Here is a 21,320-nt window from a genome sequence, read left to right as displayed (position 1 = left end):
CGAGAATTGCGAAATCAAAACCGCAGGTAGAAGGCTTGCCAATTTTCAAAAAAGACCCGCATGGTCGACCCATGCGGGTTAAACGTAGTAGATAGTCCTTTTTCGTGGTGCAGCGTTGGTGGGATGCGGCAAAGGGACAGCGCCTTTGCCGCATTGCCTAGTCCAGACGGACCGGATCGTGTGGGTAGGCGTTGAGAATCTCGACGCCGGTCTCGGTGACCAGGGCAAGGTCCTCGATGCGGACGCCGGTGTGGCCGGGGAGGTAGATGCCCGGCTCGATAGAGAACGTCATGCCCGGCTCTACGACCTGCTCGTTGACAAGTGAAACGTCGCCTGGCTCGTGGTCCTGCAGGCCGATCGAGTGGCCCAGGCGATGCGTGAAGTACTTGCCGTAGCCAGCGTCCTCAATCACGTCGCGCGCGGCACGGTCCAGATCGCACATGCGCACGCCCGGCGCGATGAGCGCCTCGGCGGCCTCGTTGGCGCGGCGCACGATGTCGTAGATGCGTGCCGTCTCTTCGTCCGGCTCGCCCCAAAAGAACGTGCGCGTCATGTCCGAGCAGTAGTTGCGACGACGTCCGCCAATGTCGAACAGCACCACGTCACCGCGCTTGAGTACGGTGTCGTCGGGCTCGTGATGCGGGTCTCCGGCGTTGGCGCCAAAGCTCACGATGGGCGGAAAGCTAAAGCCCTCGCAGTCGTGCTTGCGGTACAGGCCGAGCATCTGGTCGGCAATTTCGCGCTCCGTCACGCCCTCGTGGACGAGCTTGATGGCGTCGGCCATCACAGCGTCGTTTGCGGCCGAGGACACGCGCATGAGCTCCTGCTCGGCTTCGTCCTTGTGGGTGCGTGCGGCGGTGACGGCAAAGTCGCCCAGGAAGAACTCGCTCGCGGCGCGACGATCCATGAGCGGCATCAAAAAGCCGGAACGCATGACGGTGTCGATGCCGAGCGGTTTGGTCGGATCGACCTCGCGAGCGATGGCGTCGCCCACGATGTCGGTATCGGTGTGATAGGCGACGCGGGCATTATCGTACTCGGGCAGCTGGTGCAGGGCGTTGACTAGGATCACCGGCTCGGCATCGCGCGCGAGCAGCACGCCGCAAAAACGCTCGAACATATCGGCATAAAAGCCGGTCAGGTAATAGATCGACCACGGGTCGTTTACGAGCAGCTGCGCGCCGGGGTGCTGAGCCTCGAGCGCATCGAGCACGCGCGCCACACGCTGGTCATCGACATGTGCCATGAAACATCCTTTCGCTAGGGTGTCACCATGGTATCCCCAACGCCAGGGTAGTCAATTTGGGACGGGGCTATTTTAGCTGTGTCAAACATGCGGAATGATAGGTAAAAGTAGTCATAAGAGGGTCGTCCCGAATTAGCTGCTTTCAAAACTATGGCGGATTACGGGGCTGGACCTGTATTACTTGACCATTGGAAAAATTGCGAAATTAAAACCGCAGGTAGACGGCTTATCAAAAATCGAAAAATGCCGGTATGGATGGGGGTCTCCGAATCAGCCCCGTAATCCGGCATAGTTTTGAAATGGCACTAAAGTAGGCACAATCTAAATATCGATCCCAAGGCAAGTTGCGGTGGAATAGTTCCTGGATGCCGGGGTTTTGGCGGAAATCAGGAACTATTTCACCGCAATTGAGGAGGGGCGGGGTGGATGGCGGGGTAGCTAAAAGAGCCCCGTCCCAAATTAACTGCTTAGGCAGGGTCGATGTCCATGCTGGCGATGAGGTCGGTACCGGTGTCTAGGAGGTTGGGGAGGACTACATCGCTCATGCGGATGGGGGCTTTGACCTCTAGGCCGCGGATGAGGTCCATCGCCTGGGCGTGGAGTTCGAGCGGGATGGTTTCGGCCGTGCGCACGGGCAGCAGCGCCTCGTCGCCGCCGGATACGGCCACGGTCGTGGTAAGCACGCGCATGGGACAGGTGAGCTCCTGATGTGCAAACTTATCACCGCGCGGGCAGCTGTTGCCGGTTACGGAGCGTACCTCTACCACGGCGCCGTCTGCGCTGCGCTCGACCTCCACGGTCAGGAGGCACTCGGATGGGCAAGTGGTGCAGTTGAACTGCAGCGTCTCGATTGCATTCGTGCTCATAGTCTATGCCTCCTCGACGGGATCGACGGATAGGACAATCTCGCTGGCACCCAGGTCGAGCGCTTGTTTGATGACCTTTGCCGGCAGCGGGAAGCTTTCCATAACGCTCGGCATAAACGCGCGGACCTTGCCTGCAAGCAGTTCCTCGTCGCCTGCCAGAATACGCACGCGGGCGGCGTCGATCGGTCGGCGCACGCGGAAGTTCAGCTTGGTGAGCGCCGCAGCCGTAATGCGTCCCGGCAGTGCGTATCCCGCAATGCCAGCAGGGGAGACGGTGAGCTCGCAGTCCGGAACGGCGCCCGCGCCGGTTCCCAGCGCGTACGCCGCCGCAGCTGCGCCAGCTCTCTCGGACTCACACGTTACGTTGTCGGCCAGGTCGTGCACGTGCAGCACGTTGCCGCAGGCAAAGATGCCCGGCACGCCCGTCTGCAAGCTCTGGTCCACCACGGCGCCGCGCGTACGTGGGTCCAGCTCCACGCCTGCGGCAACCGAAAGCTCGTTCTCGGGAATCAGCCCCACCGAAAGCAGCAGTGTGTCGCACGGAACGATGCGCTCGGTCCCGGGAATGGGTGCAAGATGCTCGTCGACTTGGCTCACCTCGACAGCCTCCACGCGATCGTGTCCAATCACGCGCGTGACCGTGGTCGACAGATGCAGCGGAATGCCAAAGTCGTCCAGGCAGTTCTTGACGTTGCGGCGCAGGCCGTTGGCGTACGGCATGAGCTCGTACACGCCCTCGACCGAAATCCCCTCGAGCGTGCAACGGCGCGCCATGATCAGCCCGATGTCACCCGAGCCCAAAATGACGGCGCGCGAGCCGGGTTTAAGGTTTTCGATATTGATGTATCGCTGCGCCAGGCCCGCCGTAAACACACCGGCGGGACGACTGCCGGGGATCTTGATCTCGCTGCGGGTGCGCTCACGGCAACCCATGGCAAGGACGACCGCGCGCCCGGTGAGCTGCAACATGCCGGCGGGGCTCATGAGCGTGACGGTATGGACCTCGGTGTCTTCTGCAGGCTCGCCTGAATCAATCCCAAGCACCATGCTGCCCAAGAACAGCGCAATGTCGGTTGCGTGCACCTGGTCGATAAAGCGCTGCGCGTACTCGGGACCGGTGAGCTCCTGTTTAAAGTGCGACAGGCCAAAGCCGGGGTGGATGCACTGGCGGAGGATTCCGCCCAGGTGCTGTTCGCGCTCCACGATGGCCACGCGTGCTCCGGCCTTATGCGCGGCCAGCGCTGCAGCCATGCCGGCGGGGCCTCCTCCGATGACGACCACGTCGAAGGTCTGCGTTGCTACCGACGCTATGGTTCCGGCCTCTGCGCGTTTGTTGCGCATATCAAACGTCGCCATTCTAGCGCACCCCCTTCAGTGGTCCCTCGACCAGCCAAGATCCAGCATCTTCCAACAGCACTTCGCTGGGGTCGCAGCCCAGCTCGCGGGCAAGGATCGCAACCACGCGGCTCTGGCAAAAGCCGCTCTGGCACCGACCCATGCCCGCACGGCAGCGCCGCTTGACGCCCTCGACCGAAACCGCACCCGGGCGGCGTCGAATCGCGGCCACGATCTCGGCCTCGGGCACTGTCTCGCAGCGGCAGACGATCTGCCCCCATGCAGGGTCGGACTCAATGAGCTCCTCCTTGCGTGCAAGCGGCGTACGGTCGAAGTCGTCCGGCGCGTGTCGAATCGGATCCCAATCGGCCCGTTCGCGCAAAGCAACGCCCGCCTCGCGCATCACGTGCTCCATGCGCTCGGCAATGGCCGGCGCGCTCGCCACGCCTGGCGACTGAATGCCCGCCGCCTGGAACAGGCCTGGCACCACGGCGGACTGCCCAATAAAGAAGTCGTTTGTTCCCTGAATGACCGGACGCCCGCCGGCAAACGCGCGCACCACGCGGCGCGTGTCCAGATCGGGCACCAGCTTGCGTGCTCCCGTCAGCAGCGCGTTCACATCGCTTGCGTAGGTCTGCGTGTCGCCCGGCTCGCGCACGGCAGCCGTCGCGGTGATCACGGTGTTGCCGTGGACCGTGCCCGTGACGATTACGCCCTTGGACACTGGCGTGGGCACGGGGTAGAGCGGCATGAGCGCGCGCGGCTCCTTGTCCAGCACCACGATGTTGCCCTGGCGCCAGACCATCTGGAACTCCTCGGCGCCCGCCATATGCGAGATGTCCGCTGCACCGTTGCCCGCGGCGTTGATCAGATAGCGGCAGCGCACATCGCCGACAGGCGTCACCAGCGTAAAGCGCGCAGCCCCGTCGGTAGCCTCGCCGCCGGCAACCTCAATTGCTTCCACCGGAGCCGACCGAATAAACGTCACGCCGTTGGCCACGGCGTTCTCCAGCGCAGCGATGGCGACCTCAAACGGATCCACAAAGCCAGTGGAGGGACACCACAGCGCGCACGTCGCCTCGGCACTCGCGCGTGGTTCCAGCTCGCGGATGCGCTCGGGGCCGATAATCGACAGTTCGGGCACGCCGTTGGCCACGCCATTCTGGCGCAGCTTCTCCAGGTGTGCGCGGTCTTCGTCGTTAAACCCCAGCACCATCGAACCGGTGCGGCAAAACAAAAAGCCGAGCTCCTGGGCCCACGTGCCATATAGCTCGCAGCCGCGGGCGTTGACCTGCGCCTTTACGGTGCCCGGCGCCGGATCGTAGCCGGCGTGTACCAGGCCGCCGTTGGCCTTCGATGCGCCTAGGGCGACATCGTTGGCCGCCTCGACCACGCAAATGGTCAGGTCATAGCGCGCGAGTTGCCGCGCAATGGCACACCCGGTGATGCCCGCGCCCACAACCGCGATATCAAACGTTTCTGTCACAGTGCCTCCCAGACAAGTTGACAGGCTGTCAATAAGACTATCCTACGGTCTGCAGACCCCCAGTGCAGCGGCAATGCGGCGAACAGCCCCACTGCATCCGCCAACGGCAGGCGTGGGCCGGCTCAGCACGGATGCCGGCCACGTTAGAACGCGAGATCTTCCCGCCCAACCTCGCGGTCTGCGCCGTTACCTGTTACAGATTGAGATGTTGAGTCCACAGGCGCACGATCTTCTCGATCTGTAACAGTAAGAACTGTTTTTGGGTTCCAGATGTTACAGTTCGAGATTTAAGTCGGGGAGAGAATGGTTTGTCTAAATCTGTAACATCTGGGACTGTATTTGCCGAGTAGCTGTTACAGATTGAGACATTCGGTGTGGACGGTTCTCTTTGTCTCGATCTGTAACAGTTAGCTGAGGATTTGGGTTCTAGATGTTACAGATCGAGACAAACCTTCCGACGGATTTTGAATGTCTCGATCTGTAACATTTGGACCCGATTTTGTCGAGTAACTGTTACAGATCGAGATTGAAGTCGGGGAGGGACCCCTGTGTCTCGATCTGTAACATCTAGACCCGGATTTCGCCTCCACCTGTTACAGATTGAGATGTTTGTGTCCGCGCCAGCCCAGCGTCTAGCCGTGGTCCCATATAAACAAACCCCGTGGTAAACTTGACCGGACTGTTAATATTCCGAAAGGTACCCGTAATGTCCAAGTACATCTCCGAGCTCATGTCGCCGCAGCTTATGGGCGTCGTCTATGCCTTCGTTGGCTTTATCATCGCCCTGTATGTGCTGTCGGTCGTCTATGTGTTCATCGACGCTCGCCGCCGCGGCGCCAGCGCCTACGTGGCATGGGGCATCATCGCCCTTATCCCGTTTGTGGGTCTCATTGCCTACCTGGTCCTGCGCCCGCACTCCTACGCGTCCGACCGCGAGGAGCAGGAGCTGGACATGGCCCTGCGTGAGCGCCAGCTTGCCCAGTATGGCACCTGCCCGCAGTGCGGCGCGCCCATCGAGAAGGACTTCGTCGTCTGCCCGGTGTGCGACACCCAGGTTCGCAACGTATGCCCCAGCTGCCATCGCCCGCTCGATGCGCACTGGAAGGTCTGCCCCTACTGCCGAACTCGCATCCAGTAACGCATCCATCGTCGGGTCGGCCGCAAGCCACGGGCGCCGCAAGCCACGCGCGCCCCACACTCCGCCCCCACACGATGAAGCATGCGTAGAAAATCGCCCGCCGTGCCATTAAGGTGCGGCGGGCGCTTGTATACCAAGGCAACCTGCCTATAATGATGCAAGTTAAAACGCCGAGCGCATCGCACGCACTTGCATCAGGCATCCGAGAGGAGAAAACATACCCATGAAGGCACTCTACAATGACGGTTCGGTGGCCGAGCTCCCACAGGACGAGGTCACGCACGTCATCCGCCACTCCGCCGCGCACATCATGGCGCAGGCCATCAAGCGCCTGTACCCCGAGGCCGACTTTGCCTACGGTCCCGCGACCGACAACGGCTTCTACTACGACGTCGACCTGCCCGAGGGCGTCAAGATCAGCGAGGACGACTTCCCCGCGATCGAGGCCGAGATGAAAAAGATCGTCAAGGAGAACCTCAAGTTCTCCGTGTACGAGAAGCCCCGCGCCGAGGCCATCGCCCTTATGGAGGAGCGCGGCGAGAAGTACAAGGTCGAGCACATCGGCGACCTGGACGACGACGCCCGCATCACCTTCTACCAGCAGGGCGACTACATCGACATGTGCGTCGGCCCCCACATCTGCTATACCAAGGCGCTCAAGGCCTTTAAGCTCACTGGCGTCTCGGGCGCCTACTGGAAGGGCGACAAGGACAACAAGATGCTCACCCGCATCAACGGCGTCGCCTTTGCCACCAAGGAAGAGCTCGACGAGCACATGCACATGCTGGAGGAGGCCAAGAAGCGCGACCACCGCAAGATCGGCCGCGAGATGGACCTCTTTATGATGCGCGACGAGGCCCCCGGCTTCCCGTTCTTCCTGCCCAACGGCATGATCCTTAAGAACACGCTGCTGGACTACTGGCGCGAGATTCACCACAAGGCCGGCTACGTGGAGATCTCCACGCCGCTCATCATGAACAAGCAGCTGTGGAAGACCTCGGGCCACTGGGACCACTACAAGGACAACATGTACTCCACCGTCATCGACGACGAGGAGTACTGCATTAAGCCCATGAACTGCCCGGGCGGCGTGCTGGTGTACGCCTCCAAGCCGCACTCCTACCGCGAGCTGCCCATCCGCGCCGGCGAGATTGGCCTGGTGCACCGCCACGAGCTGCGCGGCGCCCTGCACGGCCTGTTCCGCGTGCGCTGCTTTAACCAGGACGACGCCCACCTGTTTGTGCGTCCCGACCAGCTGACCGACGAGATCGTGGGCGTGGTCAACCTCATCGACTCCGTGTACCAAAAGTTTGGCTTTAAGTACCACGTTGAGCTTTCTACCCGCCCCGAGGACTCCATGGGTTCCGACGAGGACTGGGCGCGCGCCGAGGAGGGCCTGCGCACCGCTCTGGAGCAGCTGCATATGGACTATGAGGTCAACGAGGGCGACGGCGCCTTCTACGGCCCCAAGATCGACTTCCACCTGGAGGACTCGCTCGGCCGCACTTGGCAGTGCGGTACCGTCCAGCTCGACTTCCAGATGCCGCTCAACTTTGACCTGGAGTACGTAGACGCCGACGGCACCAAGAAGCGCCCCATCATGCTGCACCGCGTGTGCTTTGGCTCCATCGAGCGCTTCATCGGTATTCTGATTGAGCACTTTGCTGGCAAGTTCCCCACCTGGCTGGCCCCCGTGCAGGTCAAGGCGCTTCCGGTTTCCGAGAAGAGCCGCGACTACGCCCACGAGGTGTGCGCCAAGCTGGAGGAGGCCGGCATCCGCGTGGTCTGCGACGACCGTGACGAGAAGATTGGCTACAAGATCCGCGAGGCCCGCAGCATCGACCGCGTGCCCTACATGCTTATCCTGGGCGAGAAGGAGGTCGAGGCCGGCAACATCTCCGTCCGCGATCGCTCCAACGAGACCGTTCAGATGAGCGTTGACGAGTTTGTTGCCAAGGTACTCGAGGAGATTAAAACCCGCGCCTAAGGCAACCCAACAGAAACAACGAAAGGCGACCGTCCACAAAGGGCGGTCGCCTTTTTTAATGCCAAAACGAGAAAAAGCCGCTGGTAGAGCGCCTTTTTTGTTGTGCAAAAAGGTACAGGTTTTTGTAGAGGGCTATGGAGATGTGTCCTTTCGCGCCGCAATTTGTGCAATCTGGGAAAACAGTCCGAATTAACTTGTATAATGGCTCGCGTCGAAAGATACAAAAACCTGTACTTTTGCGACTGCGCCTAGCTGCGAGCGAGAAGATGTTCTAAACGCCCCGGTATTTGCGTGCGTCGCAAAGCCAGAAAAGGGGGCGAGAGATGGAGCAGACAACGCGGCGCCAAGAGCAACTGCCGGGCGCATTCAACGGCGCAACTACCAACAGCCAGCATGGCCGCGTCCGCTGGTATCTGGTCCACACCCCCAACGGTAAAGAGCGCGAGACCTGCGAAAAGGTCCGCCGTATTATCCCGCACGATCTGATGCAGGACGCTTTTGTGATGCAAAAGGAGTTCTGGTTTAAGCGGGACGGCGCCTGGTCGCTCCAAACCAAACCCATGTACAAGGAATATTTCTTCGTCGCCACGCACGATGCCGCAGCGCTCGATAGGGCTTTGGCTCAACTGAGCTTTGGCTGCCGCATTGCCGGCAGCAGGGAGCGGGCCTATGCGCCTATGCCGGACGATGCGCAGGAGTGGTACCGCAGCGTGCTGGACGACGACGGAGTGGTGCGCAACAGCGTGGCGCGCATAGAAGATGGCGTGCTGCACATAGAGCAGGGTCCACTTGTGGGGCAAGAGGCCCGCGTTAAAAAGGTCGACCGTCATAAGCGCTGGTGCCTGGTGGACGTGGGCGAAGGCGTCTCCGCTTTTAGGGAGCTGCTTCCGCTGGACGTTCCCAGCAAAACGTAAGGGATACGTTGCACCGGCAATTTATTTGGTTTTTGAATTTGTGGATTTGGGGGGGGGGGTTCCTGGGGACAGGAACGAAAGTTTTATTGTGACTGCTAAAGAAGTAACAGAGAATAATGCGCCCGTGGGGGCGACGCTCATTGCTCGGGCCATGGACCGGCGCAAGGGCACGGCGGGTGCTGGGGTCGGCTCCGCTGCAAACACGGGTGCGGTGAGCCTCCCGGGCTCGCCCGAGTTCGCTGCAGAGTCCCGTGCGCTCGACACGCGATCGCTTGGCTACCGCTTCGTGAAGCGCACGTTCGACATCGCGTTCAGTGCGTGCGTCTGCGTCGTGGCTCTTATCCCTGGCACGGTTCTTTGCGCGTTCATTGCGGCCGACACCAAGGGTGCTCCCATCTATGCGCACGAGCGGGCTGGGCGCTTCGGTCGCCCCATCCGCGTGCTCAAGTTCCGCTCCATGGTCGCCGACGCCAACGACGTGGAGAAGTACCTCAGCCCCGAGCAGATCGAGGAGTGGCACCGCGAGCGGAAGGTCACAAACGATCCCCGCATCACCAAGCTAGGCCGCGTCCTGCGCAAGACTTCCCTGGACGAGCTGCCCCAGTTCTTCAACGTGCTCGCGGGCCAGCTCTCCGTCATCGGCCCTCGCGCCATCACCTACGAGGAGCTCGGGAACTTTACGCACGAGCAACAGGTGCAGGTGCTTGCCGTCCCGCAGGGCATTACCGGTGCCTGGCAGTCGGGCCCGCGCAACCTCGCGACCTTCGAGAACGGCCTGCGCCAGGAGTTCGAGCTTGCCTACGCGAAGGGTGCCAGCCTCAAGGCAGACTGGAAGGTCTTCTTCAAGACCTTTGGCGTCATGTTCGGCAAGAAGAAGACGGGGAGGTAGCGCATGAGTGCTGACAAACCCCTCGTCTCGATCGTGGTGCCGACCTACAAGCGCTCTGACAGGATTCGCGTGGCCCTGGACTCAATCGCCGCGCAGGACTACGGCGCGGAGAACATCGAACTGATTGTAGTGAGCGACAATCGGCCGGAGTGGCCGGAAAGCGCCGAGACCGACGCGGCGGTCGCCCCCTATGCCGCGAGCCTTCCGCACTTTAGGCTGCTGCACACCTCCGGCCAGACCGGCGGCGGGGCGGCGCGCAACTACGCCTGCCGCCAGGCGACGGGCGAGTACCTCACGTTCCTCGACGATGACGACGAGTTCCTGCCTGACAAGGTGTCCACCCAGGTCGCCTTCATGCAGGAAAACTCCCTCGACATGAGCTGGCAGGATGTCTCGTGGTATGACGAACGTGGCCGGCTTGTGGAGCACCGCAGGCTCGACCATTGCGAGGACTTCTCCACCGAGGGTCTGCTGCGCGCGCACCTCCTAACGCCGATAAGCCCAACGGCCATCTATATGCTCAGGCGCGACCTGTTCGACCGCACTGAGGGTTTCGGCGAGGTGGCGACCGGCCAAGACTGGTGGCTGATGCTGCGCTGCATAGAGGCTGGCGCCCACATGGGCTACATGCCCGAGGTGCACGTGAGGCAGTACCTCCATTCCGGCGAGAGGCTCTCGCTTGGCAAGAACAAGGTAAACGGCGAGGTCGCAAGGCACGAGGTGGTGCGCGGCTACTACCCGCGCCTCAGCAAGAAGGATGTGCGCTACATCGAATTTCGCCACAACGCCGTGCTCGCCTTCGCTATGAAGCGCAGCAACCAGCCAGGCCAAGCTGTGATTTACGCCTTAAAGGCCATTGCCTCATCGCCCGCCGCCTGCGTCTCTGAGGCGCTGAAGTTCTTCGGCAAGGCGAAATCCTAACTATTTCATATGTGTGCCTGCTCTTAACGAAAGGTTGAATGATATGTCCGAAAAAATGAAGATAGCAGTCGCCGGCACCGGCTATGTGGGGCTCTCGTTGGCCGTTCTGCTCTCGCAGCACAACGAGGTGCGCGCGCTCGACATCGTCTCCGAGAAGGTAGAGAAGATTAACGCTTTTCAGTCGCCCATCCAGGACGACGAGATTGAGCTCTTCCTGGCCGAGGCTAAGGCGGGCACGAGGAAGCTCGACCTGCATGCAACCGTGGACGTCGCCGAGGCCTATACAGGCGCGGATTTCGCCATCGTGGCCACGCCAACGAACTACGACTCGGACCGCAACTTTTTCGACACCTCGTCTGTTGAAGCCGCAATTTCGGCAATCCGCTCGGTGAACCCGACGGCCTGGATTGTCATCAAGTCGACCATCCCTGTGGGTTACACTTCGTCGCTTCGCGAGACGCTTGGCGACAGCCGCATCATCTTCAGCCCCGAGTTCCTTCGAGAGAGCAAGGCGCTCTACGATAATTTGCACCCTAGCCGCATCGTTGTGGGCGCGCCCAAGGACGACGAGGAAGCTGTGAAGGCCGCAAAGACGTTTGCTGGGCTGCTCGCCCAAGGCGTCGGCCCCGCCGAGCTTGAGCGCACCAACCCTGATGGCACGACGGGCATCCCGCAGCTCGTTCTTGGTACCACCGAGGCGGAGGCCGTGAAGCTGTTCGCCAACACCTACCTGGCACTTCGCGTGGCGTACTTCAATGAGCTGGACACTTACTGCGAGATGAGGGGACTCAACACCAAGGACGTCATCGATGGCGTGTGCCTAGAGCCCCGCATTGGCTCCCACTACAACAACCCCTCCTTCGGCTACGGCGGCTACTGCCTGCCCAAGGACACCAAGCAGTTGCTGGCCAACTATAAGGACGTGCCTCAGAACCTTATCGAGGCCATCGTCGATGCCAACCGCACTCGCAAGGACTACATTGCAGACGAGGTACTGCAACTGCTGTGGGACAAGGTATACGAAGGCAAGGAGAAGCCCGTGGCGGGCGTGTACCGCCTGACCATGAAGTCGAACTCCGACAATTTCCGCGCCAGTTCCATCCAGGGCGTTATGAAGCGCGTGAAGGCCAAGGGAGTGCCGGTCGTTGTCTACGAGCCAACGCTGGACGCGCCGGAATTCTTCGGTTCCGAGGTGACGCATGACCTTGAGAAGTTCAAGGCCGAGTGCGACGTGATCATTGCCAACCGGTGGAGCGACGATCTGGCCGATGTTGCCGGCAAGGTGTATACCCGCGACCTATTCAAGAGGGATTAGTATTTGTGGCGATTACTGCTGATAAAAAAAAGAGACGGCTGCTCCTTCTGACGAGGAGGTTCCCCTTTAACCGCGGCGAGGTCGCCGCTGAGTCCTATCTCGAGAACGAGATAGGCGTTCTTTCGACCTATTTCGACGAGGTGCTCGCCGTGGGGACCGAGGCGCAGCCGGGTGACGCGCCCACCTGCGCGCTGCCGGGCAATGTGACGCCCCTGGCCTTGGGTTGCGGTAATACCTCCAAGGACAAGGCTTTGCTTGCAGTCAAAGGGATCGCGTTTCCCCTTTTGGGCGGTGCGGACGTTCGTGAGGCCTATGCCACAGAATCCGTTCATGGAATCGGAAAGCGCGTGTTTCGGGGCTACTTTGCCGCGAGGGCGAAGGCAAAGGCGGACGTGCTTGCGGAGGAACTGGTCCGCTTTGGCTTTGAGCCCACGCACATATACAGCTTTTGGCTTTACGACACCGCTTTGGTCGCTGCTTGGCTGACCGGCACGTACCCATGTGCACGCGCCGTTGCGCGTGCACATGGGTACGATCTGTATGCAGATCGTACCGATGTGCATTATTTGCCCTTCCGGGGATACCTCCTATCCAAGCTTTCCGGAGTGCTTCCCTGCTCGAAAGACGGGGAGGAATACATAAACGCGAACTGGCCGGGCCATGAGGGCAAGGTGACGACCTCCTATCTCGGAACGCGGGAGATGCCAGACAAGTCCGGCGAGCCGTTGACCTGCCCGTTGCGGGTCGTCTCGTGCTCGCGTATTGTCGACGTTAAGCGCGTGCCTCTTCTTGCTAAGGCTGTCACCCTTCTTGATGCCGAAGGGCTTCGCGTCGAATGGACCCATTACGGCGACGGCCCACAGCTCGAGGAGGCGAGGGCCGCCTGCTCGTTGCTGACGCACTCCACCGCGAAGTTCGCGGGGGCTTTGCCGAACGACGCGCTTTTGGGGGAGTACGCAGCGAAGCATTTCGACGTCTTCGTGAACGTCTCGTCAAGCGAGGGCCTGCCGCTTTCGATCATGGAGGCCTGCGGATTCGGCATTCCCGTCATCGCCACGGACGTTGGCGGAACCCACGAGATAGTAAGCGATGGCGTCAACGGCTTTCTCCTACCTAGCGACTGTGGACCGGAAGATGTCGCCGCGGCCATAAAGCGATTCGTCTTTTTGGGCAAGGCCGAAGGGTCTTCTATGAGGCGCGCTGCAAGGGCCGTTTGGGAGAGGGACTTCCGTTTGGAGGCCAACGTGGAGGGGCTTGTGCGCTCGCTCGGAGTCGATTACAGAAACGAAGGTGAATGATGGGCCAGATTGCGCAGAAGATGACCATGCTCAAAAGGTGGAGCAAAATGCTCACTGGCAAGACGGCTGTGGCCGTAGAGCAGAGCATGGGCAGGGCCTATAATGTCGGACAGTTGTCCGGGTACTACAACGATTTGACCGGCAAGGTCACTGGCAGTACTCTGCTCGACGAGGGCGGTGTCCCTGTTAGCGTCATCGCCGGTGGGGCGCGGGTGCATTTCCCCATCGCCATTTTCCAATACGGTTTGGGCTGTTACGACTTGAGCATTCTCAGGTCGGATGAAGTTGAGCGCTTTCTCGACGCACTAAGGGTATGCTCGGATTGGGCGATCGGCGCCCAGCGGGATGACGGCTCTTGGGACGCATTTGGTCCGATAGGCAGCGCTAAGTACTCCGTCTCCTCGATGGCCCAAGGCGAGGGGTGCTCGATGCTGCTGAGGGCCCATGCGGCTTTCGGGGACGAGTGCTATAGAGTTGCGGCGCTGAAAGCTGCCGAGTTCATGCTTATCGACATGGACAATGGCGGCGTGTCGTCGCATGACGGGGGAGAACTGTTCCTGGAGGAGTACCCTCAACGCCCCAGGCGCAGTGTCATGAACGGTTGGGTGTTTAGCCTTTTCGGTCTCTATGACGCATCGTTGGTCGACGCGCGCTTCGCCGGGCCATTCAAGCACTCTGCGGAGACGTTGGCTTGCCATTTGGATGACTACGACGCCGGCTTCTGGTCTTATTACGACATGGAAAAGCGTATCGCCTCTCCCGCCTACCATCATCTACATATAGCGCAGCTCCGCGCAATGGCGGATCTTTCAGGCGACGCAAGGTTCGCGGTGAAGGCCGAGGTATACGAGCGCTATCAGGAATCTCCGGCCAACCGCAGGAAGGCGATTGCTAAAAAGGCGCTGCAGAAGCTGATCGAGAAATCCGATGCGGTGATCGTCCAATGAAGAAGGCCCTCTATATCGTGACCTCGATGGACACCGGCGGGGCCGAGACGGTATTCATGAAGTATTACCGGGCTTTGGACAAGTCGCGCTATCAGCTCGACTTCTGTGTGTCGTCCGACGTGCCGGGCTTTTACGACGCCGAAATCGAGTCGATGGGCGGCAGAATTGTGCACACAGTCAAGAAGACCGAGGCCGGGCCGGTCGCTTCGTTCAAGCGGCTCATGCAGATAGCCCGGGACGGCGGTTATTGCTGTGCTGTCAGGTCGTCTCAGCACAGTCTTTCCTGTCTTGATTTGCTCGCCATGAGATTCGGAGGCGTGTCCAGAACCATATTCAGGTCAAGCAACACGGGTACAGTTTCGAACAGCAAAAAGGAGACCCTGCTGCACAATCTTTTCAAGCCCCTTGTCAGGGTTGCGGCGACCGACTTCGCCGCCCCGTCTACCGAGGCGGGCGTCTACATGTTCGGCAAGGCGGGGGTATCGGGGCCGCGTTTCCATCTCATGAAGAACGCGCTCAACCTCGAGGACTACGCCTATGACGCTTCGACACGGGACGATGTTAAGCGCGAACTGGGCGTTCCTGCCGAGTCCTATGTCGTCGGGCACGTCGGGAGGTTCAGTGAGCAGAAGAACCACCTCTTCCTTGTCGATGTTTTTGCTGAAATCGCCCGGAGAAGGCCAGACGCCGTCCTCATTCTCGTCGGCAAAGGCGAGACACGCACGGCCGTTGAGAGGCGCGTTGCCGAGCTCGGATTGACCGATAGGGTGCTGTTTGCCGGGGTTAGGAGCGATGTCCGCCGTCTCTATTCGGCTATGGACGTCTTCATCTTCCCCTCTGTCTACGAAGGCCTGCCGAACGTCGTCGTCGAGGCGCAGGCAAACGGACTCCCTTGCGTGATTAGCGACTCCATCACGCGGGAGGTTGGCATTTGCGAGAACGTCGTTTACAAAAGTCTGGGCGACGCTCTGGACGAATGGGCCGACGCCGCGCTCTCCGCGGATCGCATAGGGTCAAGCGCCAGTGCGAGGGATTTGAAAGGCTCGGGCTATGAAATCAATTCGGAGCTTCCCGGTTTCGTGAGGCTGGTATTCGGATGAACTTTATCGAAACATCGCTTTTCTACTTTCTTGTCGTTTTGCTTTCAGCGGCGCTTGCGCGCATGTCGGAAAACGGCAAAAGTAAGGCTGGGCTGGTCGCTGCCGTGGTTCTTCTTACCGCCGTCGGGGGCTTGAGGTCGTATGCGGTTGGGCAGGATACCCTGGGTTATAAAGAGGGAATCGAGTACTTCTACGCGTATGGGACCACGATGTGGAACCATACGTTCAGCGTTCCGTACGGTGTCTTCACAAGTGCGGTGCTCCATATCTGTAACAATTACTCGTTCTTGCTCGTCGTCGAGTCGCTGATCACCAACGCCTTTTTTGCTTTCAGGCTTTGGGATTTTAGACGAACGGCATCGCTCTCGTTTGCGATGTTCGTCTATACGGCAACGGTGTTCCCGCTGTCTATGTGTCTGACGTGCCAGATGATTGCAGTCTCGCTGGTTTTCTACGCAACCAGGTTTTTAGAACAGAATAAGCCGTTGCTTTTTTGCGCTTGGTGGGCTGTTGGCGCTCTTTTGCACGCGTCCGCCCTGATAGGGGTCCTATTCCTCATCTACTACCTATTTTCCAACAAAAGCAAGAGCCGATCGCAGTTCGCCGCGAAGATGCTTGCATCGGTTGCCCTGCTGTTCCTGGCAGCTTATGCGGGCTCTAAGCTCGTCGACCGGTATGCGCGTTACTCCGTGAACGAATCGAGCATCGGGTTGATGGTTTTTGCGCAGGCGACCGTCCTCGCGATCGCATATTTCGTCAGCCGCGAAACTGCGAATGTTGCCCCGGTTGAGAGCGACGGAACGTCGCGGCTCAAAGCCAACCGGATGCCGCTCGTGTTTTACGCTTTAGGCATTTTGGCTTCGGCGTCCTCTTATGTGATTGCCAACGCCGGCCGCATAGCCTATTACTTCACCGTATTAGGCCCCGTGATTTTCGGAGGCTTCGTGAAGGACGCTCGGAAAATAAAAGCCCGTTTTTGTCTTGGCTGTTTTCTAGTTGTCTGGTTCCTTTTCTACGCCTTTTATGCCTACCTGCTTCATACCGGGCTTGGTATCGAGTCTTATTCGTTCGTCTGGATGGGGTAAATAGTGCCCGAAACCGTTTCGGGCATATACGAGCAAAGTCTACGTTGGTGGTTTGCATACGCCCAGGGCTTGTTCCATGTGTAGCGCAGAGAATTAAAAAGTAAAACGCTTTGTTTAAGCTCGGACTTAAGGAAATTGTATATATGGAAAGCAAAATTAAAAAATACCTAAGTGACCCGTGGATGGCCTACTGTGCCTTTACGTCGAAGGGTCTAACGAAATGGGTTTCCGACAGGACGCACCTTCGATTGATGCATCGCGCCAAGTTGGGCATGTGGCCTAGCATAGACTCGCCGGTGACCTTCACTGAGAAGATGCAGTGGCTGAAGCTTAACGATCACAACCCTGCGTACACGACCATGGTCGACAAGTACCGCGCTAAGGACCTCATTGCCTCGCGTGTGGGCTCCGAGCACGTGGTCAAGACGTTGGGCGCCTGGAATTCCGCTGATGACATCGATGTGAGTGGGCTACCGGAGAAGTTCGTACTCAAAACGAATCACGACTGCGGCGGCGTGCTCATCTGCACTGACAAGGGACACTTCGATCTCAACAGTGCCAAGGACTTTTTTCGGGGTCATTTGAAGCAGAATTATTTTTACGGGTGCAGGGAATGGCCTTACAAGAACGTGAAGCCCGTCGTGTTCGCCGAGGAGTTCTTGGAGAGCGAGGGCGATAATGCCCGTGATGAAGACGATAACTGGGAAGGCATCGACGAGTTCGACTTCTTCTGCTTTGACGGGGAACCCCGGCTGATTTCTTATTGCCACGGGGACAAGAACGATTCTGAGAAGAGGTACAACGATTTCTACGACACTGAGTGGAATCTGCTGCCTTTGGCGATGGGATACGCGAGTTCCGAAGAGACGATCCCTGCCCCGGAGCAGCTCAGCGAGATGCTCGAGCTATCAAGGAAACTGAGTGACGGTGTACCTTTCTTGAGGGTCGACCTCTTCATCTGCAAGGGGCGCGTTCTCGTCGGCGAGCTGACTTTCTACCCGTGGGGCGGGTTTACGCCTTTCAGCCCCGCTGAGGCGGAGAGGACGTTGGGGCAAATGGTTTCTTTGCCCCAACGTGAAAACGAGGAATGATGGCAAACGAAAGCTGCATTCAGTGCGTGCGCATGGATAATCAGCCAGTAAGCGCGCTCCGGCGTTTCTTCATGGAGGTTTAGTATGTCCGACACAAAAGACCTCCGGGCGAGGTCGGCAAGCGCGGCAAAGTGGTCTCTGGCAACCGAGATTATCGCCAAAATCATCTCGCCTATCTCGCAGCTCGTCTTAGCGAGGCTGCTGGCGCCAGAGGCGTTTGGCATGGTGGCGACCGTCACCATGGTAGTGAGCTTTGCCGACATGTTCGCGGACGCCGGGTTCCAGAAGTACCTGGTGCAACACAGCTTCCGAGACAAAAAAGACCTGCATGCCAACGCTAACGTGGCCTTTTGGACGAACTTCGGCATATCGGTGGTCCTGTGGTGTCTCATTGCCATATTCAACGATCCGGTGGCCACCTTCGTGGGCAATCCGTCGCTGGGCTTTCCCTTGGCCGTGGCCTGCCTCTCTCTCCCGTTGACGTCGTTTTCGAGCATTCAGATGGCGTTGTTCCACCGTAATCTCGATTTCAAGTCGCTTATGCCGGTGAGACTGACGTCGACCTTACTTAACTTCGGCTCGACGCTTGTACTGGCGTTTATGGGATTTGGTTACTGGTCACTTATCGTTGGCACTTTGGCGGCGAATATTGTAAATGCAGTGGGGCTGACTCTGCTGTCTGAGTGGAAGCCGCGTTTTTTCTACTCCTTCAACATGCTGAAGGCTATGTTCTCATTCAGCGGATGGACGCTTTTGGAGTCGTTCACCATATGGCTTTCCTCTTGGGCGGGCACCTTTATCGTGGGGCATTTCCTGGGTGCGGCTGAGTTGGGATATTACAAGACGCCAGTCACCTTTGTGAGCGGGTGCTTCGGGATTATCACGAACGCTACGACGCCCATCTTGTTCTCGTCACTTTCGCGCCTTCAGTTTGATCGGGAAGAATACGTTGCTTATCTGCGACGCTTCCAGTTCATGGTGGCATTGTTCCTGTTGCCGTTGTCTGCGGGTATCTTCGTATTCCGCGAGCCTTTGGTGGCCCTGTTGCTCGGCGATCAGTGGGGCGAGGCGACGCTCATGTTCGGGTTGTATGGGCTGGTGCAGGGGCCGATGGTGCTGCTCTCATACTACAGCAGCGAGATGTATCGCTCTCTTGGTAAACCGCGCGTGTCTACGCTTGTGCAGGTGATGTACCTCGTGTTGATGACGCCGCTTATGACCGTGGCGGCTATGCAAGGGTTCGATGCCGTCGTGTGGGCTGATGCGGGATTGAGAATCCTTTTGATTGCTATCAACCAAGTGGTCACATATTTCGTGGTTGGCCTTTCGTTTGGGCGCACTATGTTGTCGCTCAAGGAGCCCATTTTCTGCACATCGATGATGTGCGCATTTGCATGGGTGACGTATGGACTCGCATCTAGCAACTGGCTTGGCGTCGGGTTGGACATTGTAGGGTGCGTCGTTGTCTATTTCGCGATTTGCTTTGCTTTGCCCAAGAGTAGGAGGGTGCTGCTGAAGCTGGTCAAGGGCGGCGGCTTTAAAACGTTTTGAGGTCTGTAATTAACTTGTTGGGAGTTCCATCTCAGGACTTCCTTAAAACGAAAGAGTGGGGTATATATGCAGGATAGAAAAGTCCTCGTCACTGGCGCCGCCGGCTTCATCGGGGCGTTTCTGGTGAAGCGGCTGCTCGAAACCACCGACGACGCGATCATCGGTCTGGACAACGTGAACAGCTACTACGACCCTGGCATCAAGGAGGCTCGCCTGCGAATGCTGGCGGAGGTGGACAAGGCGGGGCGTTTCGCCTTCGTGCGCGGCGACCTGTGCGATGCCGCGTTGATAGAGCGCCTGTTCGCTGAGAACGGCTTCGACGTTGTGGTGAACTTGGCCGCCCAGGCCGGTGTGCGATACTCCATCGAGAACCCCAAGGCCTACATAGACAGCAACCTGGTAGGGTTCTTCAATATATTGGAGGCTTGCAGGCGCCACCCGGTGAAGCATCTTGTCTACGCGAGCTCTTCCTCCGTCTACGGCGGCAACGAGAAAGTGCCTTTCTCGGAGGACGACCGTGTAGACTCTCCGGTGAGCCTGTACGCCGCCACAAAGAAGTCCAACGAGCTAATGGCCGCGGCCTACTCCAAGCTTTACTCCATCCCAGCCACGGGCCTGCGCTTCTTTACGGTGTATGGGCCCATGGGAAGGCCCGACATGGCATACTTCGGCTTCACCGAGAAGTTGCGTCGTGGCGATACGATTAAGATTTTCAACATGGGCGATTGTAAACGCGACTTTACGTACGTGGACGATATTGTGGAGGGCGTGCGCAGGGTCATGGACGGCGCTCCTGAGGTCAAGATCGGTGTTGATGGTTTGCCAATGGCCGCTCATCGCGTGTATAACATCGGCAATTCGAATCCCGAGAACTTGCTGATCTTCGTTGATACGCTGCAGCGTGTGCTGGTTGAGGAGGGCGTGCTCCCCGCCGATTACGATTTCGAGGCGCATAAGCAGCTCGTTCCTATGCAGCCTGGTGACGTGCCTGTAACCTATGCGGATACTGGCGCCTTGGAGCGCGATTTTGGTTACAAACCCGCAACGCCGCTCGAGGACGGTCTTCGTGAATTCGCGAAGTGGTATCGCGAGTTCTACGGGAATTAGCTGGGTGATAGCAATGTCGAATGTATACAGCAGTGACCGTATTCGCTTTGGGGGGGGGTCTATTCTCTCAAACCATGCTTTGAGGTTTGTTTGGCTACTTCGAAAGTGCCAGAATTCGCACAATCCTTTATGGCATCTTTTTCGAAAGAGGATGGCTTGCAAATATGGTCTCGAGATCGCGCCTGCCACCTCGATTGGCGAAGGCTTGTATCTGGGTCACGCTTTTGGCATTACGGTAAACCCGAATGCCGTTATCGGTCGCAACTGCAATATGCACAAAGGTGTGACAATTGGTCGGGAAAACCGCGGCAAACGAAAAGGTGCGCCTGTTCTTGGCGATTGCGTTTGGCTTGGTGTCAACTCAACTATTGTTGGTGGCGTTCGTTTAGGCAACGACGTTCTCGTTGCACCGAACACTTATGTTAACTGCGACGTACCAAGCCATTCGATTGTGATTGGGCACCCATGCAAAATCATTTCTCGAGATGGGGCAACAGACGAATATATAAACAACAGGGTCTGAATAATATAATCGGTTTTACATGTCTTATCCAGGATAGAGGGGGGGGGATCGTCTTCGCTAATTACAGCGAGTTAGCGACTCAGTGAGCTTTGGCGCGCTCTGATGCGAGCGGAAGGTGAAGCAAACTGGAACGGGTAGTAGATTCCCAGAAGCTATATGCAACGTGAGTGTCAAAGATAGCGCGTCTTAACGCATAACCCTGCATTCCTCCTTTCACCGACTGGCAAAACGATTTACACCTAATTGTCGACATTACCCACGCGATTTATCTTTGCCCCCGCATCGATCTCGCTAAACTAATAACTGCTGATACCAGGGCATTTTCTGGTGCACATTCTATTGGCTCCTGCGAAGATCGGAGCGGGTATGTTTGCTGCCAAGTCCCACACCAGCCGTCATCACATCGCGATCGCTGCCATGGCCTGCCTATGCGTTTTGCTGGGCGGGCCTTCTTATGCCGCGGGCGCGGAGAGCCTCATCATCGCGGGCGCGACGTACTGCGAGCCGGGCGCGTCGGGCCC

Annotated in this window: 18 protein-coding genes; 14 read left to right on the top strand and 4 right to left on the bottom strand. The window is 58.7% G+C overall.

What is annotated here, in order from left to right; translation table 11 throughout:
- Positions 1 to 157: 157 nt before the first annotated feature.
- The 4 genes from DW151_RS05325 to DW151_RS05310 form a co-directional block, all read right to left on the bottom strand.
- A complete protein-coding gene (locus tag DW151_RS05325; protein ID WP_118334796.1) occupies positions 158 to 1,246 on the bottom strand; it encodes a Xaa-Pro peptidase family protein in 1,089 nt (362 codons plus the stop codon).
- Positions 1,247 to 1,713: 467 nt separating this feature from the next.
- A complete protein-coding gene (locus DW151_RS05320; RefSeq protein WP_089571652.1) occupies positions 1,714 to 2,112 on the bottom strand; it encodes a DUF1667 domain-containing protein in 399 nt (132 codons plus the stop codon).
- Positions 2,113 to 2,115: 3 nt separating this feature from the next.
- Complete coding sequence (locus DW151_RS05315) at positions 2,116 to 3,453, bottom strand: NAD(P)/FAD-dependent oxidoreductase (RefSeq protein ID WP_370448020.1); 1,338 nt, start codon at positions 3,451 to 3,453, stop codon at positions 2,116 to 2,118.
- A gap of 16 nt (positions 3,454 to 3,469) precedes the next feature.
- Complete coding sequence (locus tag DW151_RS05310; RefSeq protein ID WP_089571654.1) at positions 3,470 to 4,933, bottom strand: NAD(P)/FAD-dependent oxidoreductase; 1,464 nt, start codon at positions 4,931 to 4,933, stop codon at positions 3,470 to 3,472.
- Positions 4,934 to 5,639: 706 nt separating this feature from the next.
- Between DW151_RS05310 and DW151_RS05305 the strand changes: the two genes are divergently transcribed.
- The 14 genes from DW151_RS05305 (at position 5,640) to DW151_RS05240 (ending at position 20,799) form a co-directional block, all read left to right on the top strand.
- Positions 5,640 to 6,071 (top strand): zinc ribbon domain-containing protein, encoded by a 432-nt coding sequence (locus tag DW151_RS05305; protein WP_055251579.1) that lies wholly within the window; start codon positions 5,640 to 5,642, stop codon positions 6,069 to 6,071.
- A 223-nt stretch (positions 6,072 to 6,294) separates the two neighbouring features.
- Positions 6,295 to 8,058, top strand: coding sequence for a threonine--tRNA ligase (thrS, locus tag DW151_RS05300; protein WP_117757052.1), 1,764 nt, complete (start codon positions 6,295 to 6,297; stop codon positions 8,056 to 8,058).
- 323 nt (positions 8,059 to 8,381) lie between these two features.
- Positions 8,382 to 8,972, top strand: coding sequence for a hypothetical protein (locus DW151_RS05295; protein ID WP_117847613.1), 591 nt, complete (start codon positions 8,382 to 8,384; stop codon positions 8,970 to 8,972).
- Between the two features lie 88 nt (positions 8,973 to 9,060).
- Positions 9,061 to 9,861, top strand: coding sequence for a sugar transferase (locus DW151_RS05290; RefSeq protein ID WP_199410718.1), 801 nt, complete (start codon positions 9,061 to 9,063; stop codon positions 9,859 to 9,861).
- 3 nt (positions 9,862 to 9,864) lie between these two features.
- The gene (locus tag DW151_RS05285) at positions 9,865 to 10,782 is read left to right on the top strand and encodes a glycosyltransferase family 2 protein (protein WP_117564578.1); all 918 of its coding nucleotides are present in this window, start codon (positions 9,865 to 9,867) and stop codon (positions 10,780 to 10,782) included.
- Between the two features lie 43 nt (positions 10,783 to 10,825).
- Complete coding sequence (locus DW151_RS05280; RefSeq protein ID WP_271807643.1) at positions 10,826 to 12,097, top strand: nucleotide sugar dehydrogenase; 1,272 nt, start codon at positions 10,826 to 10,828, stop codon at positions 12,095 to 12,097.
- 5 nt (positions 12,098 to 12,102) lie between these two features.
- Positions 12,103 to 13,395 (top strand): glycosyltransferase, encoded by a 1,293-nt coding sequence (locus tag DW151_RS05275; RefSeq protein ID WP_117638202.1) that lies wholly within the window; start codon positions 12,103 to 12,105, stop codon positions 13,393 to 13,395.
- Complete coding sequence (locus DW151_RS05270) at positions 13,392 to 14,342, top strand: D-glucuronyl C5-epimerase family protein (RefSeq protein ID WP_117855790.1); 951 nt, start codon at positions 13,392 to 13,394, stop codon at positions 14,340 to 14,342. The genes DW151_RS05275 and DW151_RS05270 overlap by 4 nt, the downstream gene beginning before the upstream one ends.
- Positions 14,339 to 15,442: a glycosyltransferase family 1 protein gene (locus DW151_RS05265; protein WP_118334793.1), complete on the top strand. Its 1,104-nt coding sequence runs from the start codon at positions 14,339 to 14,341 to the stop codon at positions 15,440 to 15,442. Before DW151_RS05270 ends, DW151_RS05265 begins: the two co-directional genes overlap by 4 nt.
- A complete protein-coding gene (locus DW151_RS05260) occupies positions 15,439 to 16,527 on the top strand; it encodes an EpsG family protein (protein WP_117638204.1) in 1,089 nt (362 codons plus the stop codon). The genes DW151_RS05265 and DW151_RS05260 overlap by 4 nt, the downstream gene beginning before the upstream one ends.
- A 143-nt stretch (positions 16,528 to 16,670) precedes the next feature.
- A complete protein-coding gene (locus DW151_RS05255; protein ID WP_117564573.1) occupies positions 16,671 to 17,618 on the top strand; it encodes an ATP-grasp fold amidoligase family protein in 948 nt (315 codons plus the stop codon).
- An 84-nt stretch (positions 17,619 to 17,702) separates the two neighbouring features.
- Positions 17,703 to 19,169 carry a lipopolysaccharide biosynthesis protein gene (locus tag DW151_RS05250; protein WP_117564572.1) on the top strand — a complete coding sequence of 489 codons (1,467 nt, stop codon included), beginning with the start codon at positions 17,703 to 17,705 and terminating at the stop codon, positions 19,167 to 19,169.
- Between the two features lie 66 nt (positions 19,170 to 19,235).
- Positions 19,236 to 20,276: an NAD-dependent epimerase/dehydratase family protein gene (locus tag DW151_RS05245; RefSeq protein ID WP_117638206.1), complete on the top strand. Its 1,041-nt coding sequence runs from the start codon at positions 19,236 to 19,238 to the stop codon at positions 20,274 to 20,276.
- A gap of 151 nt (positions 20,277 to 20,427) precedes the next feature.
- Entirely contained in the window at positions 20,428 to 20,799 is a 372-nt protein-coding gene (locus DW151_RS05240) for a serine O-acetyltransferase (protein ID WP_117564570.1), read from the top strand.
- Positions 20,800 to 21,320: the final 521 nt, after the last annotated feature.

The sequence above is a fragment of the Collinsella sp. AM13-34 genome, from assembly GCF_003473055.1.
Lineage (GTDB): Bacteria > Actinomycetota > Coriobacteriia > Coriobacteriales > Coriobacteriaceae > Collinsella.
The sequence above is the reverse complement of the archived record's forward strand: the minus strand, read 5'-3'. Positions and strand labels throughout refer to the sequence as shown.